Here is a 23,291-nt window from a genome sequence, read left to right as displayed (position 1 = left end):
AAAGTGAGAATGGTCAACATTCAACAAGCGCTTCTATAGCACTATCAAGTGATTACGTCTGGCGGGGTTACTCTCAATCGGATAATAAGCCTGCGATTTCTGGTAGTGTTGATTATTCACACATCAGTGGTTTTTATGCAGGCACCTGGGCATCAAATGTCGATTTTATGATTAACGATGATGATGCTCATCTTGAAATGGATATATACGCCGGTTACGCAGGTGAGTTCCATAATAATGGCATTGCATATGACGTGGGTGTGCTTCGTTATATTTATCCAGGGACTGATGGTGGAAATTGGAACGAAGTTTATGGGTCACTGAGCTACCATTATTTTTCACTTGGCATCTCACACTCTGGCGACGTATATGGCAGCGGGGAAAAAGGAACTTACTATAACCTGGGGGTAAACTACCCATTGCCTGCGGGCATCAATTTGGGGTTGGGGTTAGGTTATTACGACTATGACCGTGATGTCTTTGGTAGTGGAAATCCTGACAGCGCAACAGATTACCTGGTTGGCTTATCCAAAGACTTTGCTGGTTTTGAATTGAACTTGAGTTACTCCAATACAAACAGCAATGCTAAAGATTTGTATGGAAGCAAATATGCAGATAGTCGTTTTATCTTCAGCATTTCCAAATCAATGTAATTGTAGTTGTTGTAGTGGCATTAAAAATCTTTTGAACGTCTGACTAAACTCTGAATCCACTCTCTCAATTTATTACGAGAGGGTGGAAACAGTCACCTACCTCCGGGATACCTTTTTCAGGCATTTTTTCCCGACCCCCAACTAATCAATAAAAGAAATTCTGTAATGAATATGGATTTTCCACTCTGCCAAAAATGAAACCCATCACTATCCTATTGTTTTTAATAAACCTTCAAAACCGTTTACTCGTCATCGCCCAATTTCAAAGCCACAAAACTGCTGTTTGTGCTCCTGAATAGCAAGAATCGGCAACACCCCATCAAATCGGGAAAAAATTCTCGCTCTCATGCCGATTATTGCTACGGCAGAAAATTTTAACTCGCTATAGTTAAGTCGTTGCAATTTTACAACAACGATAGGTCAGTTATGGCCATAGGAGGAGAAATGAAATTGGATCTTGGTGCTGAAGCATTTCATCAGCCATCCCATATTAATGCAACGGTTGCATCAGTCCCTGATGCAATAGATTTTTCTAAACCGAGCTCAAGCAAAACACGTTTATCGACAATGTTATTTGCCGTTACATCAGGTGTGGCGGGCGGCGCCATGTTAAGCACTCAAGGTTTAGCCACCGGCGCTTTGCAGTGGATGTTTATCGTACTCGCACTTGTTGGTGGCTTTCTGTCCACCTGGTCACCATGTGGTTACTCAAGCCTTAGCCTGCTAAGACCTGCTGGTAAATACTCTTTAGCTTCAGTAATGCGCTGGAGCCCTACTTTTATGACCCATGCGTTGGGATATGCTCTTGGCGCCTTAATGTTAGGTGGCATGCTGGGATTAATCGGCTGGGCTTTATTCAGTAAATTGCCATTTTCGTACATGGCTGGTGGCATGGCATTGCTTGCTCTGGGGTACGGTGCTCATCAGCTCGGTTTCATGAAAATGCCTTACCCACAACGTCGTGCACAAGTCCCACATGATGCGAGATTCCGTTTTCGTTCATCAACTATCGGTCTTTTATACGGCTATGCACTGGGTATGAACTATCTGACCTACGTACAAACACCGATTCTATACATCGTTACCGGCGTTGCCTTACTTAGCGGCAACGTTATAACGGCAATTGCCGTTATTGCCATATTCAACATCGGACGCTGTTTACCAGTTGCCGTTAACTTCCTACCGATCAGTAATCAATCAGTTCAAGCATGGTTGGCACGCTGGCAGGAACGTGCTGTTGAAATAGATGGATTCCTTCTGCTTTCGATTGGATCAGCAGCATTGATGCTTCTGCTTCTTTAAGAGCCGAATGAATCTTGTTAGAGAAGTGTGGAAAATTTTAATAACAATGGTTGGAGGAGAGATATGACCATAAAATTTAATGACGGTAAAACTGGATATCCAAAACAAATCAAACGCTTAGCAGCCTCTATGGCTATGACTGCGATGTTTGTCGGTGGAACTCAAGCTGTAATTGCGGGCGGCGTACCACAGCAACTTGGTTCTGAGGCAACTTTGGACCTGATGGATACACCAGTAATTCTTGATGCACCACCTAGTGATGCTAAACGTGTTTATGTGCTTGATGCAGGTGCATTTCACATGACATCAACTTATTACACTATTGATGGTAATAACAACAAACTGCTGGGCATGACTGATGCAGGAAAGCTACCCCATATGATGTTGGGTGATAACGGTAACTTCATGGCCATAGCCAGCACCATGTATTCACGTGTTGCTCGGGGTACACGGGATGACTATATCGAAATCATTGATTCCAGAACGCACAAGCCAATCGCAGATATTGATATCCCAGAAGGTCGCTTCTTAACACAAGTAATGCAACGCATGGCGAGTCTGAGTGCAGATGATAAGCATATATTGTTTCAGCAATTTTCACCTTCACCGGCAGTTGGTCTCGTCGATCTTGAGAAAGAGTCCTTTGTAAAGATGATGCCAATGCCAGACTGTTATCACCTTTTCCCGGTACCAGATCAAAAGTTTTTCATGCATTGTCGTGATGGTTCATTACTTGAAGTAAGTTACGACAATGAAGGCAATACGCAGCAGAAAAACACCAAAGTTTTCCATGGTGAAGAAGACTATCTGTTCAATAACCCATCCTACTCTATAAAAACTGGTCGTCTTATCTGGCCAAGTACTGGAGGCCGTATTTTCCAAGCCAAGCTATCAGCTTCAGGTGCAGAATTTATTGAACCGTTTGATGCGTTCACTGAGGAACAGAAAGCTGATAAATGGGCTCCGGGTGGTTGGCAACCTGTCAGCTTTCACAATGATCGGAACGAAATCTATTTGTTAGCCGATCAACGTGAAAAATGGACACACAAGCTAACAAGCCGATTTGTATTTGTAATCGATGCTACCACCGGAAAACAGTTGCGTCGCATCGATATGGGCCATGAAATCAATGGTATCGGCGTAAGCCAGGATGCTGAGCCTTACCTATTTGCATCTTCACCTGGAGACCAATCTCTCTATACCTTCGATGCAATCACCGGTAAACAACTCGGTCAGATCGATGAGCTCGGAAGAGCACCTGTAATGATTTACTTACCAGAATAAAGTGAGGAAATTATGAACTGGGTAATTAATGATGCTTCTGTAGCAGTACTGGCCTCCCTTTTTCTGGGACTTGTACTAGCTGCAGCAGCTATTCCTAAGTTACGACACCCTGACGAATTTCAGGGTGTTGTAACCAATTATCGTTTGTTGCCATCTTTCATGGTAACGCCGTTTGCAAGATTACTGCCTCTGATTGAACTGGCATGTGCGATAGCACTACAAATGACACCAGTTCGAGAGTTGGCAGCATGGGTAGCAACGGGTCTTTTTATTATGTTTGCAGTTGCAATCGCCATCAATGTAGGCCGCGGTAGAACTCATATTGATTGTGGTTGTGTTCGCCGTCCTACCAGCGTTAGTCGAATAGGGATGTTCCATGTACTAAGGGCTCTGAGTCTGGCGGGAGTCAGTCTTTATGCAGCTTTAGTCCCTGTGCAGTTTACTAGTGTTTCAATTGCATCATGGGTTATGGGGCTCGCAGCGGCAGTCATGCTGACCTTACTTTACCTGGCAGCCGACGTAATCGTTGGGCTACCTGCCACTCGTTCTAACAAACTTTAGACCTTATTAAAGGAAAAACTGACATGAATTTTGAATTTCTTATTGCATCAAATGTTCTTCTTTGGGGAGCTTTTTTGGCACTAGCCGCACTTATGCTTGGTGTCATTCGTCAGATCGGGCTGCTACATGAACGTTCAGCTCCATTAGGCGCCATGATGATCGATCATGGTCCTGATATTGGTGAAAAATCTCCTGTCTTTAACGTAACAACCATTGATGAGAAACCATTGTTAGTGGGTCGTGCTATCACCGCTGGGCGTCCAAGCTTATTAATGTTCACCGGCCCTTCTTGTCCAGTATGTGCAAAATTATTGCCAATAATCCGCTCTGTTGCTGCTGCTGAAGGAACTGATGTCATTTTAATCAGTGACGGTACACAGGCTGAGCACCGCGAATTTCTGCAAAATCATCCACTTCAAGGCGAGCGGTATGTCGTGTCAGCAGAAATTGGTATGCGTTACCAGGTTTCTAAAGTTCCTTACGGCGTTCTACTCGACCAAGATGGTGTAATTCAGTCTAAAGGTTTGTGTAATACCCGTGAACATGTTGAAAGCCTTTTCGAAGTTATTCGCTTGGGTCATTCGTCATTGCAAAGCTTTATGAAAGAAGGCACTGCGGTTCCAGCAGCAGGGTTAGGCAAAGAAACGCACGTACATTAATCGGTGAATCATTAGTTATAAGTACTAACGGAGAGAATAGAAATGAAAAAAAATAAAGGTTTTGACTCTACTATCGAAAAGATGGCCAGAAGCACTGCCAGTAAAACTGGCCGTCGTGGCTTTATTGGAAAACTCGGTGGATTTATTGTCGGTGCAGGTCTCCTTCCTTTGCTACCTGTAGATCGTCGTGGCCGTATGAAAGAAGCTAATGCGACGACAACAGGCACGATGGACCGTGGCGGATTCCAACCTCAGGATCAGGATACTCAAGCTTGTGATTATTGGCGTCACTGTTCTATCGACGGCAATCTCTGTGATTGCTGTGGTGGTACATTAACATCATGTCCTCCAGGCACCGAACTATCACCCAGCTCTTGGGTTGCTAGCTGTTATAACCCAGGTGATCAGCAGACTTATCTGATTGCTTATCGCGATTGCTGTGGTAAACAGACTTGTGGACGTTGTAATTGCCTTAATACGGAAGGTGAACTGCCAGTTTATCGTCCTGAGTTCTCCAACGACATCGTATGGTGTTTTGGTGCTGATAATGACGCTATGACCTATCACTGCACAATCTCGCCAGTAGTTGGTAAGGCGAGCTGAGTTAGATAGGTATCACCTAGCATGAGAATCAGCAGCCTGTTTGTATTTTTATCAGTTGTCCTGGCAATTCAGGCTGCTGACTCTTTTGCCTCTGAACTGGAAGCCTTCAAGCGTCCAGAGGGAATTCCGGCGCCATATACCAACCCACTTACGGTGGAAAAGGCGGCGCTCGGAAAAACCCTGTTTTTTGATCCTCGCCTTTCCCGAAACCAGGAAATGTCATGTGCCACATGTCATGCCCCAGATAAACGTTGGAGTGATGGGCGCAAGATTCCACTTGGTTCTGAAAGTCTTTTGAATCCGCGACGAACCCCCTCTGTTTTAAACAGCGCATGGCTTACCTCATTAATGTGGGATGGACGTGCTGACACACTGGAGTCGCAAGCCGTTTTACCAATAACAACTCAACATGAAATGAATTACGACATGTCAGAGCTGACCACTCGCCTGGAGGATGTCGAAGGATATTACCCATTATTTAAAGCCGCTTTTGGTGATGAAGTCATCAATCAGCAACGTATTAGTGAAGCGTTGGCCAGCTTCCAGCGGACCCTAGTTTCTGCGCCATCCGCGTTTGATAGATGGGTAGAGGGTGACGAATATGCAGTTAGTGAAAGTGTTAAACGAGGTTTTGCACTATTTAACGAAAAAGCAAAATGTGTAGCCTGTCACGCATCGTGGCGATTCACCGATGACAGTTTTCATGACATTGGTCTTAATAGTAATGACCTCGGTAAAGGTGCATTGGTCCCGCCTCAAATAATCATTATGCAACATGCATTCAAAACACCTTCACTTCGTGATTTACCTGAAAATGGTCCGTTTATGCATGATGCATCAATGAACACACTGGAAGAAGTAATAAAGCATTACGAAAAAGGCGGAATCCAACGAGAAAGCCTATCTCCAGAAATGAAGCCTTTTAAGCTGACTGAAACCGAGCGCGATGATCTTATCGCTTTCATCAATTCACTTACTGGCCCGGTACTCGGCATTAAATTTCCTGATATTCCTGAATGACTATCACGACAACTTTAATTAACCACATGAAAACAAAATGAAAATTTTCTCAATAGAACGTATCAACAAAATATTTTCCCATATGGTCAATAGATTAGTCTTGAGCATACTTATTTCAGCAAGCTTTATAACATGTGTTTACTCGATGCAGCTTCATGCTGAGATCCAAAAAGAAGCCGATACCAAAATTCATAAAGTCTATTTACTGCATCACGATTTTGAATTCGATGTTTACAAAGCATCTCCAGGCGACATCATAGAAATCATTAATCAATCAGATATTTCTCATAGCGTTTACATCGAAACACCTGATGAAACTATCATCAACATAGATGAAAAGCTTTATGTGCAAACACCTGGAGTTTCAGTAAGGTGGAAAGTGCCAGAATCTGGTGAGTTTACTCTGCGCTGCTGGATCCACCCGGTCATTCACGCCAAGCTGCTTATTTCTGAATCGATAGATTAAAAGGCGTGCTTAAGCAATAGAGGTGGGAGATGAGAAATAAAACCGAACTTAATCCCGACAACGCTGAACCCGAGAGAAGAACAGCATTTAAACAGATATTCCGACGTTTTGGCGTTGCTGTTGTCGGCACGTTGGCAGGACATGCGATGTTACGTTCCCGACCAGCTATATCTGCTGAAATTATACGTCCACCTGGCGCCTTACCCGAACCAGCGTTTGACTCAACCTGTATTCGCTGTGGTTTATGCGTAGAAGATTGCCCTTACGATATTCTTAAATTAGCAAGTTGGACAGATGATGCTCCCGTTGGTACACCTTTTTTTGTGGCTAGAGAAGATCCCTGCAGAATGTGTCCGGATATTCCATGTGCCCGAGCTTGCCCGACTGGTGCGCTTGATCCTTTATTAACAGATATTCGTAAAGCCGATATGGGGGTAGCAGTGCTTGTTGGGCATGAAACATGCCTTAACTATAAAGGGATGTCTTGTAGTATCTGCTGGCGAGTATGCCCGATTCGTGATGAAGCAATAACACTTGAACCTATGCAAAATACCAAGGGTATATTACAAATTCCGACGGTTCACTCGGATAAGTGCACAGGATGTGGTACCTGTGAAAAACACTGTGTGCTGTCAGAAACAGCAATACGTGTTTTACCACGCAAACTTGGTTTAGGACGTCCAGGTAGAAATACTGCTGGTCGCGATAAAGTATGATTAAAACTATCAGAATTATATGTGCTGGCATTTACAGTAAGCGATGGTTGCTTACACGGCGTACCGTGCAGCTTTTTATTCTGTTGGCTTTTTTATACCAACTTCCGTTTATTGGAAATATTGCTACTGGCAACTTATCCTCCAGTGAATGGTTTGACAAAATTCCTCTGACCGATCCCTTTATCTTGTTGCAATCATTTTTAGCGGGCTCATCACTCGCCGCCCCAGCTTTGATTGGAGCATTAATCCTAGCAGTGTTTTACGCCATTTTTGGTGGACGGATTTACTGTAGTTGGGTATGTCCCATAAACATGCTGACAGACGCTGCCTATTGGTTACGTCAACGCTTAAACCTAAAAAGTAACTTATCCATTTCGAAAGAGTTGAGAAAAGCCATTTTATTCTTAGCTTTACTGCTTTCTTTTTCTGCAGCTACCCTAGCTTGGGAAATAATTAATCCAATCACCTTACTGCAGCGCGAATTGATGTGGGCATCAATGGCAGGCTCGATGTTTTTATTGGCTTTGTTTTTTTTCGATCTACTAGTAAGCCGTAGGGGCTGGTGTGGACATCTTTGTCCAGTTGGGGCTTTTTACGGATTTCTCGGACATTTTGGACGTTTACGTGTAACCGTTAACAGAGCTGAATCTTGTGCAGGTTCTTCATGCTCGGCATGTATGAAAGTATGCCCAGAGCCACATGTATTGGTTCCAGTTGTGTCACTTAAGGGTAATACAGTTGTATCCGGTGATTGCACACGGTGTGGCGCATGTCTTGATAAATGCTCATCCGGAGTGCTTTCAATGAAAATAGATTTAAGCCACAAACACTCGTTTAAAAATATCCCGATTGTGACCAAAAAATAGCTTCTATCTATAAGAAAAAAGGTTGACGACTTATCGCCAACCTTTCTATGAAATTTTATTCCACCAAATTAACACTGCCACGCATCATCGCTGAATGTCCTGGGAATGAGCAAAAGAAAGTATAAGAGCTGTTAGCATTCAATGAGCTGGTCTCAAATGTGACTGAAGCCTTTTCACCTCCGCCAAGCATTGGAGTCGCAGCGACAACCCGGCTGTCATCTGCAGGAAGATAATTATTTGCAAGACCCGCAGCTGTTCCTGCTTTAACTACTTCTTGAACATCTGAACTTTGAGTCATTACCCAGTTATGACCCATTCCGCCTTTCGGTAAACGTCCTGTGTGTTCAAAGTTTACCGTGAACTGTTCACAACTCATCGGAATATCCATAGTTCGGGTATTAAAGGACATACTATCTCCAGCACTGATTGAAACTTCACAGTCATCTGCTATGGCAACCATCGGAAGGAAACTAACGGCTAAAGGAAGCAATAAGTAAAATCGCATACAAACTCCAAATTAAATAATTGTAGAGCTTGTGATTTTAGTCCTGTATTCCTGTTCTTCATTAGCAAGAATCGGCATTGCTTACTTGCTAAACCCTATATGGCTTAGGGCTAATATTTTTGAATTTGGAAAATCACAAAACAGCAGACATAAAAAAAGCGCCATAAGCGCTTAGGTATTATTTTTATGGTGTTTCAAAATGGAGGCTGGGGTCGGAATCGAACCGGCGTTCACGGAGTTGCAGTCCGCTGCATAACCACTCTGCCACCCAGCCGGGGGTATGTCTTTTTTTCTTAAGGTCAAGACTAAAAAGCCGCAGTAGTTACTTGGACTGACCGCGGCTTTTTTTATTCTTGGAGCGGGAAACGAGATTCGAACTCGCGACCCCAACCTTGGCAAGGTTGTGCTCTACCACTGAGCTATTCCCGCTTAGGAAGACGTGCATTATAGGCACTTAATATTTTCTGTCAACCCTTATCTACCAACACTGGTAAGGCTGCTTTCAGGTAGGTGATCATTGAGGTCAATGTGAGCAAAGCTGCCACATATAACAAGGCTACGCCAATCTCAAAAACAGGTAATCCAAACAGCGGTTTATAGAAAATTAAGCAACCAATGGCGATCATTTGAAAGGTGGTTTTCCACTTGCCGACAGAGGAAACCTGGACCACATGACGAGCACCAATTTCGGCCATCCATTCACGTAATGCGGAAATTGTTATTTCACGAAATACGATAACGATGACGGGAAGCAGAATAAACCAGACCGGAGACTTATAAAGAATCAACAATAACGCGACGACAACAATTAATTTATCAGCAACTGGATCAATAAAAGCGCCGAATGGCGAGGTAAGATTCATTCGCCTTGCCAGATAACCATCGAGCCAATCGGTGATGCCCGCCAGCACAAATATCATCGTTGCCCAGATTGTTGCGTTGGGACCTGGAGCAAAATACAAAGCGACCAAAACAGGTATCAGTAAGACTCTAAGCAAACTGAGAAGGTTGGGTAAATTCAGCATAATAATATCGTTGCAAGCTATAGATAGCGCCTATGGTAGCACTATGAGGCGGTTAATTGTCTGGATGAAACAAGTCGTAAATCTTCTGCGCGAGTGCGGCGCTGATACCTTCCACTCTTTGCAGGTCTTCTACCCCGGCTCGTTTGACCTCTTGAAGCCCACCGAATTGTTGCAGAATCTTCTGCCGGCGTTTTGGCCCAAGCCCGGCAATATCTTCCAAAGTTGAGGTTTTACGGGCTTTAGCGCGACGTTGTCGATGACCGGTAATAGCAAAGCGATGTGCTTCATCACGAACTTGCTGTAATAAATGTAATGCCGGTGAATCGGCAGATAAGGTGACTTCACCAGCACGGCCAACTAGAAATAATGTTTCTTCGCCGGGCTTACGAGCTGGGCCTTTAGCGATACCTAAAATCGGTAAGTCACTTAGATTTAATTCAGCGAGTACTTCCTGAGCTTCTTTAATTTGGCCTTTACCACCATCAATCAGCAATAAATCCGGACGTTTTCCCTCGCCGTTATTCAACCGGGTAAAACGTCGGCTCAGTGCTTGATGCATGGCAGCGTAATCATCACCGCCGGTAATGCCTTCAATGTTGAATTTGCGGTAGTCACTTTTAATCGCCCCTTCCAGACCAAACACCACACAGGACGCAACCGTGCGTTCACCACTGGTGTGACTGATATCAAAACACTCAATACGTTTGGGTAATTCGTCCAGCTCTAAAGCATCCTGCAACATTTCAAAACGTTGTAATAAGTTAGAACGACTGCTGATACGTTGTGTAAGGCTAATTTCGGCATTGGTCATCGCCATTTGTAACCAGCGGGTTGCATGACCACGTTGCGGTTTACGCAGACTGACTTTATGTCCGGACTCGGTCTGCAATACATCTTGCAACAGTTGTGCATCTTCCACTTCATGACTCAACAGAATTTCTGCCGGCACATCTTTACCGAGGTAATACTGCGGGATAAATGCCGTTAGCAATTCTGATTCGGTGAGATCCGAAGATCCTTTGGGGAAATAGGATTTACTACCTAGATTACGACCGCCACGAACAAAACTGACTTCAACCACGGCAATGCCATCTCGCACAATAGCTGCCAGCACATCCGAATCGCCTTGCATGGAGCTGACATATTGTCGTTCTTGCACTCGGCGTAAGCTGATGATCTTGTCGCGAATCGAAGCCGCTTGTTCAAACTGTAAACTCTGCGAAGCAACATCCATCTGATTACTCAGCTCATCCATTACCTGCTGGTTTTTGCCTTCCAGAAACATAATGGTGTGCTGCACATCTTTTTGATAATCCGCTTCGGATATGAGGCCCACACACGGCGCAGTACAACGTTTGATTTGATATTGCAGACACGGCCTGCTGCGATTTTGATAATAGCTGTCTTCACACTGACGCACCGGAAACAGTTTCTGCAGTAGGTTCAAGCTCTCACGAACTGCCCCGGCACTTGGATAGGGTCCGAAATATTTACCCTTTTTGCGTTTAGCACCACGATGCACACTCAAACGTGGATAGTCATCACCGGATATTAATAAGTATGGGTAGGATTTATCATCACGTAACAACACGTTGTAACGCGGCATCAGCTCCTTGATCAGGTTGTTTTCCAGGATCAGAGCTTCGTTTTCAGTATGAGTGACGGTAATTTCGATCGCTACAATTTGGGCGACCATAACTTGAGTTTTGCTGGTTAAACCCGTGCTACGAAAATAACTGCCGACACGTTTTTTTAGATTTTTAGCCTTACCGACATAAATCACCGTGCCTTCCGCATCGACCATTCGATAAACACCAGGCCGACTGGTCAATGATTTTACAAAACTGACCGGGTCGAATTTCGGTTCGGTAGTGGGATTTTCAGTCTGACTCATTAAAACCGTGATTTAAGAATTATCGTCTTTTCTTGGAGAATATTGACGTTGATAGCATTTGTGGGCTTGGTAAAAACTGTTGGCAGATAAGCCTAACAAAATTAACCCACCGATGATTGCTGGAACATTTTCGTGATAAAAATAAAACATGGCCAAGGCAGCTAATAACTCAGCAGTGCCAATAACTTTTAATAACACAACATTTTCCGTACGTTTCACCATGTTTCATCTCCGCTTCGTTGCAAAATTTTGACTATAGCATTAACACTTATTATTTGTAAGGACATTATCTTGTTTGAAAATGCTGGATGCTGTACTTGGTCAAGTATGGGAAAATAACGCGCTTTCTCACTTTCAATATATCAAGGTATCACTCTTGCCAGCTAATTTGCTTCAGCCTGTCTTACCAGTATCAGCTAAAGATCAACTTCGTGCCGGGCAATTATACGGTAGTGCACAGGGATTGTTATTGGCAAAAGCAGCGCAACAGCATGAAGGTCCTTTATTAGTAGTGACAGATGATGTGGCCAGTGCCCATCGATTAGAGTTGGAAATCCGCTTTTATCTGGGCAATGCCGAACTGCCAATTTTGCATTTCCCAGACTGGGAAACCTTGCCTTACGACAGTTTTTCTCCGCATCAGGATATTGTTTCCGAACGCTTACAAACTTTGCATCATTTGCCCGATTTTAAACGCGGCATTTTACTGGTGCCGATTGCCACCTTGATGCAACGTATTGCACCGCGAGCATTCCTTGATGGCAATCATCTTGAACTGAAGGTTGGCGATCAATTTGATATCGAACAATGGCGTCTGAAACTGGAAAAATCCGGTTATCGCAATGTGGCTCAGGTTATCGAGCATGGTGAGTTTGCCGTTCGCGGGGCCATCATTGATTTATTCCCGATGGGTAGTCGTCAGCCGTTTCGTATTGATTTGTTTGATGACGAGATTGATACGCTGCGGACGTTTGATCCGGAAACACAGCGTTCTATCGATAATATCGAACAGATCCAGTTATTACCGGCTCGTGAGTTTCCAGTTAATGACGACAGTATTGCGCTGTTCCGTAAACAATTCCGCCAGTATTTTGATGGCGACCCACAACGCAGTCTGATCTATCGTGAAGTCAGCGCCGGTAATATGCCGGGCGGTATTGAGTTTTATCTGCCGTTGTTTTTCGAGGAGACCGCACGCCTTACCGATTATCTGCCGGACAACACGCTGTTAGTGCAGCTCAATGATACGGTTCATGCAGCAGAGCAGTTCTGGCAGGAGATTCAGGTCCGTTATCGTCAGCATAGTGTTGATCCAGAAAGACCATTATTACCGCCGATTAATGTGTTTGTGCCGGTAGAAGAATTGTTCAGTCAATTCAAACAGTGGCAACGATTGCAATGCCAGAACTTTGAAATTGATGGCTCAGCCGGTAACAGTAATTACGCCACAGTAATGCCACCCTCGTTGCCATTAAATTCCAAGCAAGATCGTCCGTGCGAAGCATTACATCAATTTATAGATAAGTTTTCCGGCCGAATTTTAATTGCCGCCGAATCTGCCGGTCGTCGCGAAACGTTGCTGGATCTGCTGCGTAAAAATCAATTACAACCCAAAGTGGTCGACAACTGGGATGCGTTTATTAATGAAAGCGCTCCACTATGCATTACAGTAGCCCCGCTCGAACAAGGTTTGCTGCTGCAAAGTGAAAATCTCGCCGTCATAGCTGAAACCCAGTTATTCGGCCAACAGGTTATGCAGCGCCGTCGTCGCAGCCGTAAAAAGCGTGATTCAGATGCCATTATCCGTAACCTTGCTGAACTCACAATTGGTGATGCTGTAGTACATGAGGATCATGGTGTAGGACGTTATCTTGGCCTGCAAACTTTAGATGTTGGTGATGTCGCCACCGAATATGTGACATTGGAATATGCCAAGGGTGATAAGTTGTATGTTCCAGTCGCCTCTTTGGATTTAATCAGCCGTTATTCGGGCTCTGCTCCAGAACTTGCTCCGTTACATCAACTCGGCACTACACAATGGGAAAAAGCCCGTCGCCGTGCTGCTGAAAAAGTGCGTGATGTGGCTGCAGAATTACTCGATATCTATGCCAAACGCGCTGCCAATAAAAAACCGCCAATGCAGTCGCCGGATGAACAATATGAAGCATTTTCGGCAGCGTTCCCATTTGAAACAACCCCAGATCAACAAGACGCGATTGATGCAGTGATTGCCGATATGCAATCGGAAACGCCTATGGACCGTTTGGTGTGTGGTGATGTGGGCTTTGGTAAAACTGAAGTTGCCATGCGTGCGGCATTCCTGGCTGTTCAATCTGGCAAACAGGTATTGGTTTTGGTGCCGACTACCCTACTCGCTCAACAACATTATGAAAACTTCAAAGATCGTTTTGCTGATTGGCCGATCCGAGTTGAAGTTTTGTCACGCTTTCGCAGCAAAAAACAATTGGATGATGTGAAGTCAGCTATCAGCGAAGGTACTGCCGATATAGTGATTGGTACGCATAAACTATTGCAGCAGGATATTGATCCCAAACGACTGGGCTTGTTTGTGCTTGATGAAGAACATCGTTTTGGCGTCACACAAAAAGAACAGCTGAAAAAATATCGCTCACAGATCGATGTTTTAACGCTTACCGCCACGCCTATTCCACGTACCTTGAATATGTCGATTTCCGGTATTCGTGATTTATCGATTATTGCCACGGCCCCGGCACGCCGATTGGCAATCAAAACCTTTGTCTTGCAATGGAATGCCGACAAAATTCGTGAGGGTATGCTGCGTGAAATCAAACGTGGCGGTCAGGTTTACTTCCTGCATAACAAAGTGGAAGACATTGATCGCGTAGCACGTGAACTTGAAACCTTAATGCCGGAAGCTCGCATTGCAGTCGCACATGGCCAAATGCGAGAACGTGAGCTGGAACAGGTGATGCTCGACTTCTATCATCAGCGATTTAATGTGCTGGTTTGTACCACCATTATCGAAACCGGTATCGACGTACCGACCGCCAACACCATCTTTATTGATCGAGCTGATAAGTTAGGTCTGGCCCAGCTTTACCAAATCCGTGGTCGTGTCGGTCGTTCACATCATCGTGCTTATGCTTATCTGATTACCCCGCCGCAACAAGCGATGACAGCTGATGCGATTAAACGTCTGGAAGCCATTGAGTCGATTGAAGATTTAGGTGCTGGCTTTACATTGGCAACACACGATATGGAAATTCGTGGTGCTGGTGAATTACTGGGTGATGAACAAAGCGGTCAGATGCAGGAAATTGGCTTTACCTTATATAACGAATTGCTGGAACGCGCGGTCAATGCGTTGAAATCCGGTAAAACCCCAGATCTGGACAATATGGCGCGGCAGACCGTGGAAATCGATCTGCATGTACCGGCGTTAATCCCATCCGATTATCTGCCCGATGTGCACACCCGACTGGTGTTGTATAAACGTATTGCCGCAGCAGCAGATAAAGAAGCGTTGCGTGAATTGCAGGTGGAAATGATTGATCGATTTGGTCTGTTACCCGAACCAGTTCAAACCCTTTTTGCCGTGCATGAGTTACGCCTTAAAGCCAAAACCATCGGTATTCGTAAAATCGATGTTTATGATCAAGGTGGTCGCTTGCTGTTTGATAAAGAACCACAGGTTGAGCCGATGACCATTATTCAGTTGATTCAAAAACAGCCTTCCCGCTTCAAACTCGATGGTCAGGATAAACTGCGATTCACAGATAATATGCCCGATGCCGAAAGTCGCATTCTGGCGATCGATTCCCTGTTGGATAACCTGCTTAAACCGGCCGCCTGATGCAACAGGATCGTAATTTTGACGATTTAGCTGAGCGCTTTAATGCGCGTATTTATGACACCAGCAAGGGTCAGTTACGCTTAGAGATCCTTAAACAGGATTTACATCAGTTCACCCAGTCTAAAGATTTACAGATTTGGGATGCAGGTTGTGGAGCCGGACAAATCAGTTTGTGGTTGGCCGGCTTTGGTCATCAACTGACTTTGTGTGATATTTCAGAGAAATTACTTGAGCAGGCCAAGCAATCATTTGCGCAAGCAGAGCTGGATGCAGGCTTCCATCACGCTTCAATTCAGCAGCTGGCACCGCATTTAGCAGCGTTTGACTTAGTGATTTGTCATGCCGTAGTAGAATGGCTGGCAACGCCTTTAGAAACCTTAAAACTGGTGCTAGACCGTGTAAAAACTGGTGGTTACCTGTCATTGATGTTTTATAACCGCAACGCCATGGTTTATAAAAATATCATTCAAGGTGGCTGGAGACTGGAACCAATTCTCAATGATCGCTATATTGGTGCTGGAAACAAATTAAGCCCACCGTTTCCCCAATATCCGTATGAATTGATTCAGTTTTTAGAAAGTAATGGTTTTGAGATAATTCAACACAGTGGAATTCGCGTGTTTAGTGATTATTTGAACTCTGAGAGCCGAAACCAGACCAATGAACAGGAATTACTGGCGTTAGAGCATCAATATTGCCGTATGCCTACCTATCGTGACATGGGACGTTACGTACATTTACTCACCGAGAAAATATCTCCGGATTAGCAGGGATTACTTCATAATATGCAGCCCTATCAATTTTGTTTTGATAATGCGTTTTGACTTAATAATCCGTTTTAAGCTTTAGGAAAGACATGTTCAAACATAAATTACCTCTCATCCTTGTTTTATCTAGCTTGTTAACAACAGCTTGCGTGCAAAATGAAACCCGCCCGACCGTTTCAAATGAACAATTAAAGTCAGCGCTTAGTGACAGTGAATCCAGAATTCAAAATCAACTGAGTCAGCAATGCCAAAAAGTTATCGATAATCAAAACAAGCACCAAGCTGGCCTGCAATCTTTCTCAAAAGAACAACAAGTCACTCGCAAACAACTCGATGAGTTAAACCACCAAGTTGAGCAGCTGAGTGAAAAACTGGCGCAACGTGCCGTGGTTGAATCTGCGCAAACAGCTCAAGTCGCTGCAGCAGCGAACAGTCAAAGTTGCCCACCGCCAGCCCCAATGACGTTGGGCGATAAATTGGTATTGGGTCAATCTGAGTGGTTATGGATTGAAGCGGTTAACCGCGTATTTCCGGCACGAGTCGATACCGGTGCAACAACGTCATCGTTAACGGCACAGGACATTGTGACTCTGGAACGGGATGGTCAGAAATGGGCGCGTTTTACTATTGTTCCTGAAGAAGGCAGTGATAACAGTTACGAGGTTGAAGCACCTATCGCTCGAATCGCCAATATCCGTCAATCATCAACTAATGAAATTGATAAACGTCCGGTAGTCAGACTGACTATCAAGATTGGTAATATGACCGATACTGCAGAATTCACCCTCACTGATCGTTCGCATATGAACTATCCGATCCTATTGGGCCGTGAGTTTTTGAAAGATATTGCTGTGGTCGATGTCGCCAAGAAAAATGTTCAACCTAAACCAGAGCTACTGACAGATCGGGCATCAGCTATTCCGAAAAAAGCAGAACAAGCTAATCCTAAAGCATCAGAAGAAGAATAAGGAACCATCATGGCATCACGTGCGCCGTTTTATATTCTGGTCAGTCTGCTGTTTTTTGCAGGTTTAGCGCTTACTTTACATCGTCATATCGCGTTTGATATTCCCTGGTTTCCTGGTGAACAACGGCAAACCTGGTCAATTGAAGCCAAAGTTGATTTTGAAGCTCGTGGCGAACCGGTTACTGCCCGTCTAGCCATTCCAAATACCCAACCGGGCTTTACTCAGCTTAATCAACAAACTGCCAGTCCGGGCTATGGTTTAGCCTTTGTTGATCGTAAAGGCGGTACCTACGCAGAATGGTCTATCCGCGAAGCCACTGGCAATCAATCGCTTTATTACAAAGTCGACATGTTGCTTGATCCGTTTGCCATACCGGTAGAACAAGAACCTGTGGAAAACATTAAACCAAATGTTGAACAGGAGCCATACGCTGCAGCCGCTAAAATGATTCTGGATCGTGCTGTTGAGCGTTCATCATCCAATTACACATTGGCTCGTGAATTGATTCACGAATTTAATAATCAACAGCAAACCGCTGAGTTATTAGCTCAACTAAAGCCGAAAACGCTTTGGATAGCACAATTACTGCAAGAAGCTGGCGTACCAGCCAGACGCATTCATGCTTTATATTTGGAAGATGGCCGTCGACGTCAGTCATTAATTGAATACATTCAGGTGTTTGATGACGAAGACTATGAGGTGTTTAACCCAGAAACCGGTGTACAAGGCCAGGCTGAAAACATGTTGCTGTGGCAATATCATTCCGGCCCGGTATTGGAAGTGGTTGGTGCAACCAATGCACAAGTTACCTTCTCGATGATTTCGCAGGAACAACCATTCAACATCGCTTTAAACCAAAAGTTTGCTGATAACGAATGGCTGAATTTTTCGCTGTATACCCTGCCGCTAGAAGAACAAGCCATTTTTAAAGGTATTTTGTTGATCCCGGTAGGCGTATTGATTGTGGTGTTGATGCGAATTCTGGTCGGTATCAAAACCTCGGGTACCTTTATGCCGGTATTGATTGCCATGGCATTTATTCAAACCAGTTTACTGACCGGTTTAATCGGCTTTTTACTGATTGTCGGTGTGGGCTTGATGATCCGATCCTACTTGTCCTATCTCAACTTACTACTGGTCGCCCGAATATCCGCGGTCATTATCATGGTTATCGGTATGATCGCTATTTTCTCGATTGTGGCTTATAAATTTGGTCTGACTGAAGGTATGAAAATCACCTTCTTCCCGATGATCATTCTGGCGTGGACCATTGAACGTATGTCGATTCTCTGGGAAGAGGAAGGTGCTAAACAAGTCATGATTCAAGGCGGTGGTTCATTACTAGTCGCCATCCTGGCTTATATGGCGATGAACCTTGATTGGGTGCGTCATTTAACCTTCAATTTTATGGGAATTCAGCTGATTCTTATGGCACTGACATTGGTTGCGGGTAGTTACACTGGTTATCGTTTGCTTGAGTTGAAACGCTTTAAACCCTTAACCAAGCTGGATAAACAATGAGCGAACCAGTAGAAAAAAAATTGAACTGGTTTCAAACCATACGCGAGCGTTATGCGCATCCGAGTGCCCTGAGTAAAATCGGTGTATTAGGTATGAATCGGCGAAACGTTTCCTATATCAGTCGTTATAACCCACGCCGACTGTTCCCATTGGTTGATGACAAATTACAAACTAAAGAACTGGCGTTAGAAGCTGGCGTGAAAGTCCCCGATTTGATTGGTGTTATCAGCGAACAACATGCGGTAAAAGATCTTACTGACATTCTGCAACGATGCAGTAGTGGCTTTTGTATCAAGCCTGCACATGGTTCAGGTGGCAAAGGTATTTTAGTCATCACTCGACAAAGTGAAGAAGGCTATCGTAAATCCAATGGGCAATTTGCCAACATTGGTGATTTGGAACGCCATGTCACTAATATCCTGGCCGGTTTGTTTTCTTTGGGCGGTCGTGCTGATGTCGCCATCATTGAAGATTTGATTCATTTTGATGATTGTTTCAGCGGCTACAGCTACGAGGGTGTGCCTGATACTCGGGTAATTGTGTTTCGTGGTTTCCCAGTAATGGCAATGATGCGTTTATCAACTGCCGCCTCCAATGGTAAAGCCAATCTGCATCAAGGTGCTGTTGGTGTTGGTCTGGATATCGGTGATGGACATGCGTTGCGTGCAGTACAATTTGATAAACCGATTCTGTTACATCCTGATACCGGTTTAAATATGATGTCGTTGAAAGTACCGCACTGGGAAGAAGTATTAAATCTAGCGGTATCATGTTATGAAATGTCTGGCTTAGGCTACTTAGGTACTGATATTGTTTTGGATCGTTTTAAAGGTCCGATGTTATTGGAACTGAATGCCCGTCCCGGCCTCACCATCCAGATTGCCAATGGTAAAGGCTTATTACCTCGACTGCGGCAGATTGAAGGGCTGAGTCATAAGAAAAGAATGAGCATTGAAGATCGCGTCGCTTACGCAAGAGAACATTTTACTGATCATCGTTGATTCAACAGGAGTCCGGAATGATAGCTAATCAAAGTAAATCAACTGCATTGATTTTGGGTGGGGCATTATTTCTGGGCTTAACCTTACTGGGCTTTCAGCTCGGCAAGGCGTTAATTGATTTCAAGCAGCTGGAACGCAGCGTAACGGTAAAAGGTTTATCTGAGCGTGATTATCCAGCGGATGTGGTGATTTGGCCGATTCAATTCACTGAAGCCAACAATGATCTGCCAGAGTTGTATCAAGCGATTGAAAATAATGGCAAGAAAGTTCGTGAATTTCTGCAGCAGCGTGGCATTCAGCAAGATGAGATCACTTTTAATGCTCCAGCTATTACCGATAAGTCAGCCCAGCAATATGGTGGTGGACCCAGAGCAGAATTTCGCTATACCGCTACACAAACCGTAACCGTCTATTCCCAAAATATCGAAGCAGTTCGTCAGGCAATGCCTGCTGTGGCCGAATTAGGTAAACAAGGTCTGGTGTTGACCGGTGAAAACTATATGGCACAGACCGAATATCTGTTTACCCGACTCAATGAAGTCAAACCGGAAATGATCGAAGAAGCTACTGAAAATGCCCGTGAAGTAGCCGAGAAATTTGCCCAGGATTCTGACAGTGATTTAGGCAAAATTCGCAAAGCGTCTCAAGGCCAGTTCAGCATTACCGCTCGCGACAACAATAACCCGCATATCAAACAGGTTCGAGTAGTTTCGACAGTGGAATATTATTTGTCTGATTAATGCAGCCTAAACAGCCTTCAATCAAAGGACGAGGAACAGCTCAACGGATCGATGCAAGATACAACCATCATCAACGCCAAATGGTTGATGATGGTTGGTTCCAAGAACCAGAAAACCCGCCCAAAACTACGGTGGAGATTGAACACCCGAAAACCATCATTACCCGCAATCAATCGCCTGATTTACCTTTTAGCCAATCCATAAATGCCTATCGTGGCTGCGAACATGGTTGTATTTATTGTTATGCCCGTCCATCCCATGCCTATTTAGGCCTCTCCCCCGGACTGGATTTTGAAACAAAACTAACGGCTAAACCTGACGCTGCCAAGTTGCTCAAAAAAGAGTTATCAGCAAAGAATTATAAATGCTCACCCATTTCCCTGGGTGCAAATACTGATCCTTACCAGCCAGTCGAACGCGACTTTCAAATCACCCGACAGATTCTGCAGGTTTTGAATGAAACCCGTCATCCCTGTCATATCGTGACCAAGTCGGCCATGGTGGAACGAGATATTGATATTCTGCAAAAGATGGCCTCGAATAATTTAGTGCAGGTTCATCTTTCTATAACCACACTTGATCCTGCTTTATCACGAATAATGGAACCCAGAGCCAGTGCCCCGAAACGTCGTTTGCAAACCATTGAAACATTAAGCGCTGCAGGTATTCCGGTAACGGTTTTAATTGCGCCGGTTATTCCGGTATTAACTGATTACGAGTTGGAAAATATTGTGAAAGCCGTCATCGAGGCAGGCTCATTGGACGTTAATTACATCTTGCTCAGATTACCGTTGGAAGTCAGCCCATTATTCGAAACATGGCTGCAGACTCATCGACCGGATCAGGCTCAGCATATTTTGAATCGAATTCATGATTTACGCGGCGGTAAAAATAACGATCCGCGTTTTGGTCATCGACTTCGCGGTGAAGGTATTTTTGCTGATTTACTAGCCCAACGTTTCCACAATATCTGCAAAAAATTAAACATCAAATCCACTCTTCCTGCATTACGCTGTGACTTATTTCAAACACCAAATAGTCAAATGAGCTTGTTTTAATCCCTATCTGCTGAGCCTAATCGCCCCCCCTCCTGACTAATGATAGCTAATACTCATTTCTTATAAGTTAAAGAAATTTCCTGATTTTGTTTTTTTAAACAGGCATACATAATATTGCTTTGACATAAAACTCACATGTAATACGCAATGATGCGTTTGCATTCAATAACCAGGAAATTTCAGTGACTATCAAAAACAGGCTTCAACTTGGCTTCGGCATCGTATTAAGTTTGATGGTGTTGATTGCCATAATTGGCATAAACGAAGTCAGTAAAATTGACCGGACTATGAGTAAAATCAACGAGGTTGATAGTGTCAAACAACGTGCAGCCATTAACTTTCGTGGCAGTGTCCATGACCGCGCCATTTCCATTCGAGATGTAGTGTTAAGTGAAAACAGTGCCGAGCGCCAGCAGCATCTCCAGGATATCAAACGCTTAGAACAATTCTATGCAGAATCAGCTGTAAACCTTGAAGCGATGGCCAATAATCCACAACAATTTGCCACTCAGGAAAACACACTGTTAAACAATATCAAATCGATTGAGCAACAAACTTTGGCTCACACCGCTGAGACCATTAACTTAATCAATCAAGGCAGAAACACAGAAGCCCGCGATTACCTGATGGTCAATACTTCTCCTGCTTACACACAATGGTTAGCTGCCGTAAATCAATTTATCGATTTTCAGGAAGTCACTATCAGCAATCAAGTTGATTACATTCGTCAGCAAACTGGTGGGTTTATGGCATTGATGATCACCGTGACGCTAATTGCCATCGTCATTGCCATTTTTGTGAGCTATCGGTTGATTGGTCGTTTGTATTCCACCATTGGTGGTGAGCCGGATTCCGCTGCAGAATTAATCAGTGCATTTGCATCTGGTGACTTGACTCAACAAGCTCACACCAAATTTCCTAAAAGTATTGTGGGTGCATTAAGCGCCATGTCGAACGAACTGTCACATATCATGAAGGCGATTAGTTTATCCGCAGGTCAGGTTTCGGATGCGGCCAAGGTAATGAATCAAACTTCAGCAAATAATCAAAGTTTAGTTATCGATCAGAAACAACAAACGCTTGATGGCGCTAATGCCATTAGTGAGATTTCTACTTCGGTTCAAGAAATTGCCCGCCTGACCAGTGAGGCTGCAATGCAGGCTCAAACAGCAGATAAAGAAACTATTAACGGTAATCAGGAAGTTAGCAAAACGATTGCCAGTATTGCTGAGTTGGCGGCTAAAGTTGAAGAAGCAGCACGTGTTATTGATGAATTGTCTGAAGACAGCAAAAAAATTGGTAGCGTTGTTCAGGTCATTGCTGATATTACCGAACAAACCAATCTACTGGCGTTAAATGCAGCTATTGAAGCCGCCCGTGCCGGCGAGCATGGTCGAGGTTTTGCAGTTGTTGCCGATGAGGTTCGTGGCCTGGCCAGCCGCACCAAAGAGTCAACATTAAATATTAAAGACTTAATCGAAAAAACCCAAAGCAGAACCATCATCGCGGTAAAAGTGATGGAAGAAGGTAAAAATAAAGCGCATCAATGTGTTACTCAGGCGGAGCATGCCGGTGAATCATTAGCAGTAATCAGCCGTTCAGTAACCGCGATTAATGATATGAATGCGCAAATCGCCAGTGTCGCCGAACAGCAATCGGCAGTAGCCGAAGAAATTAATAATAACTTCCGCCGGATAACTGCCGTATCAGACAAGGCTGAAGCCGGTTCCCAATCAATTTCAACCTTAAGTTTTGAACTCAATCAGTTGGCGGATGTACTGCAACAATCGATCAGTAAATTTAAAACAGCGAGTTAAAACTTAGCCTCAACATAAATTAAGCCGCTC

General features: G+C 44.2%; 22 protein-coding genes and 2 tRNA genes. 18 read left to right on the top strand and 6 right to left on the bottom strand.

The features are described from left to right. The 10 genes from A9E74_RS07045 to napH all read left to right on the top strand — a co-directional run. A partial coding sequence (locus tag A9E74_RS07045; RefSeq protein ID WP_069295930.1) for a TorF family putative porin occupies nt 1–653 on the top strand: 653 nt, incomplete at its 5' end. Between the two features lie 444 nt (nt 654–1,097). Then, a complete protein-coding gene (locus tag A9E74_RS07040; protein WP_069295929.1) occupies nt 1,098–1,955 on the top strand; it encodes a methylamine utilization protein MauF in 858 nt (285 codons plus the stop codon). A gap of 63 nt (nt 1,956–2,018) precedes the next feature. Next, complete coding sequence (mauB, locus tag A9E74_RS07035) at nt 2,019–3,239, top strand: methylamine dehydrogenase (amicyanin) large subunit (RefSeq protein ID WP_069295928.1); 1,221 nt, start codon at nt 2,019–2,021, stop codon at nt 3,237–3,239. Nucleotides 3,240–3,251: 12 nt separating this feature from the next. Further along, on the top strand, nt 3,252–3,800 hold the full coding sequence (locus A9E74_RS07030) for a MauE/DoxX family redox-associated membrane protein (protein WP_069295927.1): 549 nt from the start codon (nt 3,252–3,254) through the stop codon (nt 3,798–3,800). A gap of 23 nt (nt 3,801–3,823) precedes the next feature. Beyond that, nucleotides 3,824–4,459, top strand: a complete 636-nt coding sequence (mauD, locus tag A9E74_RS07025) for a methylamine dehydrogenase accessory protein MauD (protein WP_069295926.1) — start codon at nt 3,824–3,826, stop codon at nt 4,457–4,459. 42 nt (nt 4,460–4,501) lie between these two features. Further along, a complete protein-coding gene (gene mauA, locus A9E74_RS07020; RefSeq protein ID WP_069295925.1) occupies nt 4,502–5,062 on the top strand; it encodes a methylamine dehydrogenase (amicyanin) small subunit in 561 nt (186 codons plus the stop codon). A gap of 21 nt (nt 5,063–5,083) precedes the next feature. Then, a complete protein-coding gene (gene mauG / locus A9E74_RS07015) occupies nt 5,084–6,082 on the top strand; it encodes a tryptophan tryptophylquinone biosynthesis enzyme MauG (protein WP_084002986.1) in 999 nt (332 codons plus the stop codon). Nucleotides 6,083–6,227: 145 nt separating this feature from the next. Next, on the top strand, nt 6,228–6,548 hold the full coding sequence (locus tag A9E74_RS07010; protein WP_069295924.1) for a cupredoxin domain-containing protein: 321 nt from the start codon (nt 6,228–6,230) through the stop codon (nt 6,546–6,548). Between the two features lie 29 nt (nt 6,549–6,577). Next, nucleotides 6,578–7,264: a ferredoxin-type protein NapG gene (napG, locus tag A9E74_RS07005; RefSeq protein ID WP_069295923.1), complete on the top strand. Its 687-nt coding sequence runs from the start codon at nt 6,578–6,580 to the stop codon at nt 7,262–7,264. Next, the gene (napH, locus tag A9E74_RS07000; RefSeq protein WP_069295922.1) at nt 7,261–8,130 is read left to right on the top strand and encodes a quinol dehydrogenase ferredoxin subunit NapH; all 870 of its coding nucleotides are present in this window, start codon (nt 7,261–7,263) and stop codon (nt 8,128–8,130) included. The genes napG and napH overlap by 4 nt, the downstream gene beginning before the upstream one ends. A 55-nt stretch (nt 8,131–8,185) precedes the next feature. On the opposite strand, the gene azu is transcribed toward napH, so the two are convergent. From azu to A9E74_RS06970, 6 genes are all read right to left on the bottom strand, one after another. Next, entirely contained in the window at nt 8,186–8,635 is a 450-nt protein-coding gene (azu, locus tag A9E74_RS06995; protein WP_069295921.1) for an azurin, read from the bottom strand. Nucleotides 8,636–8,835: 200 nt separating this feature from the next. Continuing rightward, nucleotides 8,836–8,909, bottom strand: a tRNA-Cys gene (locus A9E74_RS06990). An 80-nt stretch (nt 8,910–8,989) separates the two neighbouring features. Then, a tRNA-Gly gene (locus A9E74_RS06985) sits at nt 8,990–9,064 on the bottom strand. Between the two features lie 38 nt (nt 9,065–9,102). Then, nucleotides 9,103–9,660: a CDP-diacylglycerol--glycerol-3-phosphate 3-phosphatidyltransferase gene (gene pgsA, locus A9E74_RS06980; RefSeq protein WP_069295920.1), complete on the bottom strand. Its 558-nt coding sequence runs from the start codon at nt 9,658–9,660 to the stop codon at nt 9,103–9,105. 52 nt (nt 9,661–9,712) lie between these two features. Further along, nucleotides 9,713–11,554, bottom strand: a complete 1,842-nt coding sequence (gene uvrC / locus A9E74_RS06975) for an excinuclease ABC subunit UvrC (protein ID WP_069295919.1) — start codon at nt 11,552–11,554, stop codon at nt 9,713–9,715. A gap of 12 nt (nt 11,555–11,566) precedes the next feature. After that, nucleotides 11,567–11,776: a hypothetical protein gene (locus tag A9E74_RS06970; protein ID WP_069295918.1), complete on the bottom strand. Its 210-nt coding sequence runs from the start codon at nt 11,774–11,776 to the stop codon at nt 11,567–11,569. A 79-nt stretch (nt 11,777–11,855) separates the two neighbouring features. Here A9E74_RS06970 and mfd point away from each other — a divergent pair, with 79 nt between their 5' ends. The 8 genes from mfd to A9E74_RS06930 all read left to right on the top strand — a co-directional run bounded on the left by mfd (nt 11,856) and on the right by A9E74_RS06930 (nt 23,261). After that, the gene (mfd, locus tag A9E74_RS06965) at nt 11,856–15,389 is read left to right on the top strand and encodes a transcription-repair coupling factor (RefSeq protein WP_245652092.1); all 3,534 of its coding nucleotides are present in this window, start codon (nt 11,856–11,858) and stop codon (nt 15,387–15,389) included. Beyond that, entirely contained in the window at nt 15,389–16,156 is a 768-nt protein-coding gene (locus tag A9E74_RS06960; RefSeq protein ID WP_069295917.1) for a methyltransferase domain-containing protein, read from the top strand. The genes mfd and A9E74_RS06960 overlap by 1 nt, the downstream gene beginning before the upstream one ends. A 149-nt stretch (nt 16,157–16,305) precedes the next feature. Next, nucleotides 16,306–17,124 (top strand): ATP-dependent zinc protease family protein, encoded by an 819-nt coding sequence (locus A9E74_RS06955; RefSeq protein WP_245652090.1) that lies wholly within the window; start codon nt 16,306–16,308, stop codon nt 17,122–17,124. Nucleotides 17,125–17,133: 9 nt separating this feature from the next. Continuing rightward, a complete protein-coding gene (locus A9E74_RS06950; RefSeq protein WP_069295915.1) occupies nt 17,134–18,645 on the top strand; it encodes an inactive transglutaminase family protein in 1,512 nt (503 codons plus the stop codon). Beyond that, nucleotides 18,642–19,646, top strand: coding sequence for an alpha-L-glutamate ligase-like protein (locus A9E74_RS06945; protein WP_069295914.1), 1,005 nt, complete (start codon nt 18,642–18,644; stop codon nt 19,644–19,646). The genes A9E74_RS06950 and A9E74_RS06945 overlap by 4 nt, the downstream gene beginning before the upstream one ends. A gap of 17 nt (nt 19,647–19,663) precedes the next feature. Further along, nucleotides 19,664–20,386: an SIMPL domain-containing protein gene (locus tag A9E74_RS06940; protein WP_069295913.1), complete on the top strand. Its 723-nt coding sequence runs from the start codon at nt 19,664–19,666 to the stop codon at nt 20,384–20,386. After that, nucleotides 20,386–21,444: a PA0069 family radical SAM protein gene (locus A9E74_RS06935; RefSeq protein ID WP_069295912.1), complete on the top strand. Its 1,059-nt coding sequence runs from the start codon at nt 20,386–20,388 to the stop codon at nt 21,442–21,444. The genes A9E74_RS06940 and A9E74_RS06935 overlap by 1 nt, the downstream gene beginning before the upstream one ends. Nucleotides 21,445–21,626: 182 nt before the next feature. Beyond that, complete coding sequence (locus tag A9E74_RS06930) at nt 21,627–23,261, top strand: methyl-accepting chemotaxis protein (protein WP_069295911.1); 1,635 nt, start codon at nt 21,627–21,629, stop codon at nt 23,259–23,261. Nucleotides 23,262–23,291 lie beyond the last annotated feature (30 nt).

Source organism: Methylophaga muralis, assembly GCF_001720165.1.
In the GTDB taxonomy this organism is placed as follows: Bacteria; Pseudomonadota; Gammaproteobacteria; order Nitrosococcales; family Methylophagaceae; genus Methylophaga; species Methylophaga muralis.
The sequence above is the reverse complement of the archived record's forward strand: the minus strand, read 5'-3'. Positions and strand labels throughout refer to the sequence as shown.